This is a genomic window from Pseudochrobactrum sp. AO18b, assembly GCF_000409565.1.
Lineage (GTDB): Bacteria > Pseudomonadota > Alphaproteobacteria > Rhizobiales > Rhizobiaceae > Pseudochrobactrum > Pseudochrobactrum saccharolyticum.
Genome location: NZ_ANNO01000109.1, coordinates 1 through 8236, shown reverse-complemented (window position 1 = coordinate 8236; position 8236 = coordinate 1). Strand labels below are relative to the sequence as shown.

General features: G+C 51.8%; 10 protein-coding genes and 1 pseudogene. 6 read left to right on the top strand and 5 right to left on the bottom strand.

Features of this window, described 5'->3' with window-relative positions:
• Together A918_RS22175 and A918_RS0104730 are read left to right on the top strand one after the other, a co-directional pair.
• Nucleotides 1–259: hypothetical protein (locus tag A918_RS22175; protein WP_210162321.1), on the top strand; the 259-nt coding region annotated here is incomplete at its 5' end.
• On the top strand, nt 220–2031 hold the full coding sequence (locus tag A918_RS0104730) for an ABC-F family ATP-binding cassette domain-containing protein (protein ID WP_022709940.1): 1812 nt from the start codon (nt 220–222) through the stop codon (nt 2029–2031). The genes A918_RS22175 and A918_RS0104730, both read left to right, overlap by 40 nt.
• Nucleotides 2032–2094: 63 nt before the next feature.
• Here A918_RS0104730 and A918_RS0104725 read toward each other — a convergent pair whose 3' ends face one another.
• Nucleotides 2095–3042, bottom strand: a complete 948-nt coding sequence (locus A918_RS0104725) for an aldo/keto reductase (RefSeq protein WP_022709939.1) — start codon at nt 3040–3042, stop codon at nt 2095–2097.
• Nucleotides 3043–3153: 111 nt separating this feature from the next.
• Nucleotides 3154–3609: a MarR family winged helix-turn-helix transcriptional regulator gene (locus A918_RS0104720; protein ID WP_022709938.1), complete on the bottom strand. Its 456-nt coding sequence runs from the start codon at nt 3607–3609 to the stop codon at nt 3154–3156.
• A 72-nt stretch (nt 3610–3681) separates the two neighbouring features.
• Between A918_RS0104720 and A918_RS0104715 the strand changes: the two genes are divergently transcribed.
• Entirely contained in the window at nt 3682–4035 is a 354-nt protein-coding gene (locus tag A918_RS0104715; RefSeq protein WP_022709937.1) for a DUF1428 domain-containing protein, read from the top strand.
• 62 nt (nt 4036–4097) lie between these two features.
• Here the strand turns inward: A918_RS0104715 and A918_RS0104710 are convergent, their stop codons facing one another.
• The 3 genes from A918_RS0104710 to A918_RS0104700 all read right to left on the bottom strand — a co-directional run bounded on the left by A918_RS0104710 (nt 4098) and on the right by A918_RS0104700 (nt 5746).
• Nucleotides 4098–4367, bottom strand: a complete 270-nt coding sequence (locus A918_RS0104710) for a DUF2312 domain-containing protein (RefSeq protein ID WP_033315879.1) — start codon at nt 4365–4367, stop codon at nt 4098–4100.
• Nucleotides 4368–4624: 257 nt separating this feature from the next.
• Nucleotides 4625–4930 carry a DUF1244 domain-containing protein gene (locus tag A918_RS0104705; protein ID WP_022709935.1) on the bottom strand — a complete coding sequence of 102 codons (306 nt, stop codon included), beginning with the start codon at nt 4928–4930 and terminating at the stop codon, nt 4625–4627.
• An 18-nt stretch (nt 4931–4948) separates the two neighbouring features.
• The gene (locus A918_RS0104700) at nt 4949–5746 is read right to left on the bottom strand and encodes an N-formylglutamate amidohydrolase (RefSeq protein ID WP_022709934.1); all 798 of its coding nucleotides are present in this window, start codon (nt 5744–5746) and stop codon (nt 4949–4951) included.
• A 292-nt stretch (nt 5747–6038) separates the two neighbouring features.
• Here A918_RS0104700 and A918_RS0104695 point away from each other — a divergent pair, with 292 nt between their 5' ends.
• From A918_RS0104695 to pyk, 3 genes and pseudogenes are all read left to right on the top strand, one after another.
• The gene (locus tag A918_RS0104695) at nt 6039–6344 is read left to right on the top strand and encodes a hypothetical protein (protein ID WP_022709933.1); all 306 of its coding nucleotides are present in this window, start codon (nt 6039–6041) and stop codon (nt 6342–6344) included.
• 108 nt (nt 6345–6452) lie between these two features.
• Nucleotides 6453–6845, top strand: a pseudogene (locus tag A918_RS0104690) (DUF1036 domain-containing protein); the annotation flags it as partial.
• Nucleotides 6842–8236, top strand: a 1395-nt coding sequence (gene pyk, locus A918_RS0104685) for a pyruvate kinase (protein WP_022709931.1), incomplete at its 3' end; no start/stop codon positions are given. The pseudogene A918_RS0104690 and the gene pyk, both read left to right, overlap by 4 nt.

Below are 8236 nucleotides of genomic sequence, written 5' to 3'. Positions count from 1 at the left end.
GTTCAGTATTGCCGCTACCGCGACAATTACGGCCGCGTTTACGAAGCGCCTTGTAACTAATAGTTACAAAATTGAATTTAAAAACAGGCCGGTTTCCGGCCTGTTTTTTTATGCCTGCGCATTGATCCAGGAATTTAGCAGTAAGGGTTCCTGTTTGCAGCAATATGCAGTAATGAGCAGTAACAATCTTCGGCCTCTCTTTTTAAAGCGTAATTATCCATGGCTCCTCCTCTTCTCCGACTTGACCAGATCAGCCTGACTTTTGGTGGCACACCGCTGCTGGAAGATGCAGGCCTGTCGATCAGTGAGGGAGAGCGGATTGCGTTGGTCGGGCGTAACGGCTCCGGCAAATCCACACTGTTGAAAATTGCAGCCGGTATGGTTGAACCAACCGGCGGCGAGGTTTTCCGCCATCCTTCCGCAACCATTCGCTATCTGGCACAGGCACCGGATATGGATGGTTTTGCCAATGTGCGTGATTATGTGGAAGCAGGTCTCGGCCCGACTGATGATCCGTATCGCGTGGCCTATCTTCTGGAAAATCTGGGACTGACCGGCGATGAAACACCGGAGCAGCTTTCCGGCGGTGAAGCACGCCGTGCGGCATTGGCGCGGGTGATTGCACCGCAGCCGGATGTGCTGCTGCTGGATGAACCGACCAACCATCTTGATCTCGCAACGATTGAATGGCTGGAACAGGAATTGCGCCAGATCCGCTCGGCGATTGTGCTGATTTCCCATGACCGTCGTTTTCTGGAAAATGTCAGCCGCGCCACGATCTGGCTGGATCGCGGTGTGACACGCCGTATTGAACAGGGCTTCGCGCATTTTGAAGAATGGCGCGACAAAGTTCTGGAAGAAGAAGAGCGCGATCATCAGAAACTCGGCCGTCAGATTGTTCGTGAAGAACATTGGTTGCGCTATGGTGTAACCGCACGTCGCAAGCGCAATATGCGCCGCCTTGGCGAACTGCACACAATGCGCCATGAATTCCGCACCCATCGCCATGCGCAAGGCGTGGCAACGCTGCAGGCCAGCGACGTGAAAGAATCCGGCAAGCTGGTGATTGAAGCAGATAAGATCAGCAAAGCCTATGATGAGCGTGTGCTGGTCAAGGATTTCTCCATCCGCGTCAATCGCGGTGACCGTATCGGTCTTGTCGGGCCAAATGGTGCAGGCAAAACCACATTACTGTCGATGCTGACCGGTAAACTTGAACCGGATTCCGGCACAATCCGTCTCGGTGTTAATCTGGATTTTGCCGAGCTGGATCAGAAGCGTGAGCTTAATCCGGATGAAACCCTGTCCCATTATCTGACCGACGGGCGCGGTGAATCGCTGGTGGTGAATGGCGAGCAGCGCCATGTTGTCTCCTATATGAAAGACTTTCTGTTTCAGCCGGAACAGGCACGCACGCCGATCCGTGAATTATCCGGCGGTGAGCGCGCTCGTCTGATGCTGGCGCGGGTTCTGTCGCGTCCGGCCAACCTGCTGATCCTCGATGAGCCGACCAACGATCTGGATATGGAAACGCTGGATCTGTTGCAGGAGCTGGTGTCCGGTTTTGCAGGCACCGTTATTCTGGTGAGCCATGACCGTGATTTTCTCGACCGCACGGTAACATCAGTGATTGCACCGGAAGGTGACGGGCGCTGGCTGCAATATGCCGGCGGTTATGCGGATATGATGGCGCAGCGCAAAGAAACCGCACTGGCACGCCGTCAGGTAAAATCTGCCGCACCCGCAGGTAGTGACAAGGCGGAAGCTGCTCCCGCACCAAAACGCGATGAAAAGCGTAAACTGTCCTATAAGCAGAAATTTGCGCTGGAAACACTGCCGGCGAAGATGGAAAAGCTGAGTGCAGAAATTACAGCACTTGAGGCGAAAATGGCTGATCCGGCGCTCTATACCAAAGACCCTGCGCAGTTTGCCAAGATCGCCGCTGAGATTGAAAAGAAACGCAGTGAAAATGAAGCCCATGAAGAAGAATGGCTTGAGCTGGAAATGCTGCGTGAGGAGATTGAAGGCTAATCAGTCCTTCACAATGCTCTGATAAAAGCCTGCCTGAATGATGTTTCAGGCAGGCTTTTTGTTTTATGCGCTGGCCTTGTTCAGAACATCCAATGCATCCTGATCGAGCGTCAGCTGAGTCGCTTTAATCAGCTCTTCCAGCTGCTCAATCTTGGTGGCGCTGGCAATCGGCGCTGTGATTGACGGCTGCGCCATCATCCATGCAACCGCAATCTGCGCCACTGTCACGCTATAGCGATCCGCCACCTGATCCATCGCTTCCAGAATCTTCAATCCGCGTTCATTGAGATAGCTGGTGCCGACCCTGTTACCACGCGGGCTAATGCCTAAATCTTTCTCGCTGCGATATTTCCCCGTGAGGAAACCAGCCGCCAGTGTATAATAGGGAATAACACCAACCTGATTGGCACTCACCACCGGCTCCAGCGTGGTTTCATAATTCTTGCGATCATAGAGATTATACAACGGTTGCAATGAGTTATAGCGCGGCAGATTATGTTTCTCAGAGATTTCCAATGCGCTTTGCAGACGCTCGCCGGTGATATTGGATGCACCGATTGCACGGATTTTACCGGCTTTGATCAGATCCTGAAATGTACCGAGCACATCCTCAAACGGCGTATTCGGATCATCATAATGCGACTGGTAGAGATCAATATAATCTGTTTGCAGGCGCTTGAGCGAAGCGTCAACACATTCACGGATATGGGCAGGCGCCATGGTAAAGCCTTCGCCCATATCGGCACCAACCTTGGTGGCAATGATCATCTTGTCACGACTGCCACGGCTTTTGAGCCAGTTGCCGATAACGGTTTCCGATTCACCGCCCTTATGCCCCTCTACCCAGCGGGAATAGACATTGGCCGTATCAATAAATGTCAGGTCGGCATCGAGCAGACGGTCGAGCAACGCAAAAGATGTGGTTTCATCGGCTGTCCAACCGAACACATTGCCGCCGAAGCAGAAAGGTGAAACCTGTAAATCTGACCGTCCGAGTTGTTTCATGCGCATTCCGTTTCCTCCGCAGGATATGCATTATTCGTTCAAAGCGGATTATGACTAAAAAGATGCGGAGGGAAAGAAAAAGCGCGACAAACTATTCTGATAACACAGCTTTGTGTTTCATGCCGGAGTGATATTCCCAAGGCTGAGCAGCATTGAGCGCAAAAAATCACCGTTACCGTTCAGAAGGTTATTTTCCAGTTCTGCATGGGTCTGCCGCCAGACAGGCACGGCTTCTGCCAGCAGAGCTGAACCTTTGGGTGTCAGCAGTAATAATCGGCTGCGCCGGTCCGTTGCATCTGGTATAATTTCTATCAGTGCTTTTTTCTGAAGCGGCTTGAGTGCGGCCGTTAAAGTTGTACGATCCATCGCCAGCAATTGGGCAACCGGTGCGATGGATGGCGGTTCAGGCCTGTTTAAAGCCATCAGCAAAGAAAACTGGCCGTTTGTCAGTCCGAAGGGCCTCAAAGCATCGTCAAAATAACGGGCTAAAGCACGGGCTGCGCGCTGTGCGTGCAGGCACAGACATGTATCACGGACTTCCAGTGTGGTCGAAAATGGTACATTCATTGACATTTTACAATTATGTTGATATCAACATATTAAGTCAACGCAAGAATAAAGTTGCCCACAAGAAGGAGAATGAAAATGGGATATGTCGAGGGTTTTGTCGCTTCTGTGCCGGAAAACCGCAAAGAAGACTACCGCAAACATGCAGCTGAAGCGGCTGTGATTTTTAAAGAATTTGGCGCCACCCGCATTGTTGAGTGCTGGGGCGATGATGTGCCGGATGGCAAGCTGACGGATTTCCGCCGCTCAGTGCAGGCCAAAGACGGCGAAATTATTGTGTTCAGCTGGATTGAATTTCCGAACAAAACTGTGCGCGATACAACCTGGAAGAAAATGATGGAAGATCCCCGCATGCAGGCGATGGGTGAATCCATGCCTTTTGACGGCAAGCGGATGATCTATGGTGGTTTTGAGAAACTGCTTGATGTTTAACGCTGATTTTTAACAATAAAAAAGGGGGCGAAAGCCCCCTTTTTGTTTCAGCACTGCTGAAATCAGCTCATGCCGAGCGCGTCCATATAAAGCTGGATCATCGCTTCTTCTTCCTGACGCTCATGCGCTTCTTTCTTACGCAGGCGGATGATGGTGCGTACGGCTTTAGAGTCAAAGCCGGAGCCTTTCAGCTCAGCGAAAACCTCTTTGATATCGTCAGAGATGGTTTTCTTTTCTTCTTCCAGACGTTCAATACGTTCAATAAATGCACGCAGCTGGCCGACTGCAATGGACTGGGCGTTGTCGCCGGTAATATCGTCGCTCAATATCATTCTCCGATTATAGACAAGACCATATGAAACGCTGGGCGAGTCGCAGGCCTTAAAACAGGTGGTCTTGGTTGCCTCACATGCAGCGCATGGTCAAGCAATGGATTTAAGAATCTTGGAACTTAAACTAGCCGCCAAGCGGTAAGATACTGGTTAAAATCTACAGAGTGGTTCAATTTTCGAGTGAAAACCCACTCTGTTTTTTATCTGTCGCTGCTTCGGGCAAAAAACCGGTAGCCACTTTTTCTGAAGCAGCTTTATTAGTGGCTTGGTTTTTGTGCAGAAAAAGCATCTTGCTGCGCCTGACTGGCCGGTGTCTGATATTTTTCCCGCCATTCATCATAAGGCATGCCGTAAATCTCGGCGCGTGCTTCGTCTTTGGTCAGCGCATTGCCATCAGCATTGGCCGCTTCCTGAAACCAGTTGGACAGGCAGTTGCGACAAAAGCCGGTCAGGTTCATCATATCGATATTCTGAACATCGGTGCGGTTGCGCAAATGCTCAACCAGCTTGCGAAAAGCTGCGGCCTCATAGGCCAAACGCTGATTACCTGTAATATTTGTCATGCAATTTCCTTTCGCAGCTCAAATCCGTTCAACGGAACCGGTGCGTGAACCATAATGGCGGATATCGTGAATACCATCCATCATATTGATATGTGCCAGCATAGGCGCAAGGCGATCGACCCAAATCTGTACACCTTCCGGTGTTGCGATCAGATCCTGCCGCACTTCAATCAGCACATTGGCATAGCCTTTGGCGGTACAGTGGCGGAACAATGTGTCATTACGCAGAGCGCCGTCATAGGGCTCATTATCGCCGACAGATAATGCACCGTCTTCACGCAACATCGACAAAAGCGGTGTTATCGCCCGGTCATCATTATCCCAGAGCAATGCAACCTGCCACGGGCGTGGTATGGTTTTCCAGACCGGCGTATAGGAATGAACAGAGACGACAAAAGGGGCGCTTCCACCGGCTTGCAGCATCTTGTTGCAGGCTGCATCAACCGCATTGTGATAAGGGCGGTAAAAGCGGTTCAGCCGGTTTTCCCGCTCTTCAGTCCGCATCGGATAATTGGCCGGAATAACAGCACCGTCCGACAACTGCATAATCAGCGTCGGATCATCCTCGCCGCGGTTCGGATCAATCAGCAGCCGCGAAAAACCGCCGAGCACCGCCGGACTGTTCAGCTTTTCTGCCAGCGCTCTGGTCAGCATCTCAACGCCGATATCATAGGCGATATGGCGCTCAAAAACACGCGGCTCCAACCCGAGCGTGCCGTAATCCTCAGGCACTGCACGGCTGGCATGATCGGCAATCAGCAGCAGACCTTGCGCAAAATCACCGTCAATGGTCTCAAAAGGGGAAAAACCTGTCATCTCGTTTCCGGCTATGGATTGGATGATCAACATATAAATGGATTGCAAAGAATTGCGAGCCATTTGTGACCGGCGCTCCATTTTGCAAGATAGGCCAGAGCATGGCTGGTTCAAATGGATAGACGTAAAAACAAAAAGATAGAGCACACGCAGCGGATATAATTAAACGCGATACGCTCTAGTATCCGGTCGGAGTGTGGGCTATAGACAAAACAGCAATTAAATCGATTTGATTATAATTGTTGCAACTGAAAACCACTGAATTCGCAAAACAGGAGGTATTTTTCAGACTGTGATCCGTCACTATCTGCCGGAGATGATTGCAAAGGTTGCCGATAGCGGCTTGACCGGCAAGACAGGCTATTTTGCAATTAGTTCTGATTTACAGCGGAAAACTGACCTCAGGCTCTTGAGTCTGCCTGCAACTTGCGTGAATTATGCGGCTTTACGGCATCGCATTTTCATGGTGAAGCAGATACGGTGCCGCAACCCGGTTGTTTACAGTGCTGTATCATTTGTTTCTGCCCGAAACAGAGCCGAACAAAAGATGCAGTCCGGTGGTAATGGTCAGGCTGTTACACCTTGCTGTCATATTTAAGCAGTACCGTGCGCTGAAAGGTTCTGGCGGATGCGTCTTCATTCTACCTTGTTCTATTGTCTGGCTTTTGTTTCGGTCACATTGATTTCTGTTATCTTTTCCGCACCTGAAGCCCGTGCCGATTTTCGCGTTTGTAATTCGACACAAAATCTTGTCGGTGTCGCAATCGGCTATCGCGCCAAGAGCGGATGGATCACGGAAGGCTGGTGGCATATTAACGGATCAAGCTGCAAGACCCTGATCGAAGGCCCGCTGACCTCCCGCTATTACTATGTTTATGCTGAGGATTCAGAAGGCGGCGGCCGCTGGGACGGCAAGGTCAATATGTGTGTGGCTGAAAACGAATTCAAAATTAACGGCGTGAATGACTGTTTTGCCCGCGGTTATCAGCGCTCTGGTTTTCAGGAATATGATACGGGCGAACAATCAAGCTGGATGGTGCAGCTGACTGATGATGCACCGGCCGGCAATGCCACAGTGACAGGAACCAATCACCAATGAGACGTGCGCGTAAGGTAAAGATCCTCGCAACACTTGGGCCCGCATCTTCGGATGAAGCGGTTATTGAGAAATTATTCGCGGCCGGTGCCGATGTCTTCCGCATCAATATGAGCCATGCCGATCACGACCTGATGCGTGAGCTGGTGCGCCGCATCCGCAATGTAGAGCGCAAGCTCGGACGCCCGATCGGTATTCTCGCAGATTTGCAGGGCCCGAAACTGCGTGTCGGCAAATTCAAAGACGGCAAAGTTGAACTCACACCGGGTCAGATTTTCACGCTTGATGATGATGAGACACTGGGCGATGAAAACCGTGTTTTCCTGCCGCATCCGGAAATTCTGCAGGCCGTACAGGCTGGTGACCGTCTGCTGATTGACGATGGTCGTTTAGCATTGCAGGCTGAAGCGACCGACGGTAAGTCTATCCGTTGTAAAGTAATCTCCGGCACCAAAATTTCTGACCGCAAAGGCGTGAGCCTGCCGGATACGACATTGCCGGTCGGCGCACTGACAGAAAAAGATCGCCGTGATCTTGATGCCGTGTTGTTGGAAGATATTGACTGGGTAGCACTGTCCTTCATTCAGCGGCCGGAAGATCTCGCGGAAGTCCGCAAGATTGCCCGTGGTCGCGTGGCGCTGATGTCCAAGATTGAAAAGCCGCAGGCTGTTACCCGTCTCGATGAAATTATCGAATTGTCGGATGCGCTGATGGTTGCCCGTGGTGATCTCGGTGTGGAAATGCCGCTGGAAAGCGTTCCGGGCATTCAGAAGCAGATCGTGCGTGCCTGCCGCAAAGCCGGTAAGCCTGTTGTGGTTGCCACCCAGATGCTGGAATCCATGATTACAGCTCCGGTGCCAACCCGTGCGGAAGTCTCCGATGTGGCGACTGCCGTGTTTGACGGTGCAGATGCGGTGATGCTGTCTGCGGAATCTGCCGCCGGTGATTATCCGGTGGAAGCGGTTGCGACCATGGCGCGGATTGCCGAGAAAGTAGAACGCGACCCGAATTATCCGTCCATCGTCAATAATCAGCGTTCCGAACCGGAAGCAACCGGTGCGGATGCGGTATCGCTGGCAGCCCGCCAGATTGCTACCACGCTGAACCTTTCGGCGATCATCTGCTATACTTCATCGGGCACCACAGGCCTCAGAGCGTCGCGTGAGCGCCCGCTAACGCCGATTATTGCCCTGTCACCGGTCGTTGAGACAGCACGCCGCCTGTCGATCGTCTGGGGGCTGCATTGCGTGGTAACAGAGGATGCGCGTGATCTGGATGATGTGGTCAACCGCGCCTGTCATATTGCCCATCGGGAAGAGTTCGCCAAACCGGGCGATCGTGTGATTATCACTGTCGGTGTGCCGCTCAGAACTCCTGGCAACACCAATATGCTG

Coding starts and splice junctions, on each gene's coding strand:
- A918_RS0104730 (WP_022709940.1), top strand. CDS start 220: ATGGCTCCTCCTCTTCTCCGACTTGACCAGATCAGCCTGACTTTTGGT.
- A918_RS0104725 (WP_022709939.1), bottom strand. CDS start 3,042: ATGCGCATGAAACAACTCGGACGGTCAGATTTACAGGTTTCACCTTTC.
- A918_RS0104720 (WP_022709938.1), bottom strand. CDS start 3,609: ATGTCAATGAATGTACCATTTTCGACCACACTGGAAGTCCGTGATACA.
- A918_RS0104715 (WP_022709937.1), top strand. CDS start 3,682: ATGGGATATGTCGAGGGTTTTGTCGCTTCTGTGCCGGAAAACCGCAAA.
- A918_RS0104710 (WP_033315879.1), bottom strand. CDS start 4,367: ATGATATTGAGCGACGATATTACCGGCGACAACGCCCAGTCCATTGCA.
- A918_RS0104705 (WP_022709935.1), bottom strand. CDS start 4,930: ATGACAAATATTACAGGTAATCAGCGTTTGGCCTATGAGGCCGCAGCT.
- A918_RS0104700 (WP_022709934.1), bottom strand. CDS start 5,746: ATGACAGGTTTTTCCCCTTTTGAGACCATTGACGGTGATTTTGCGCAA.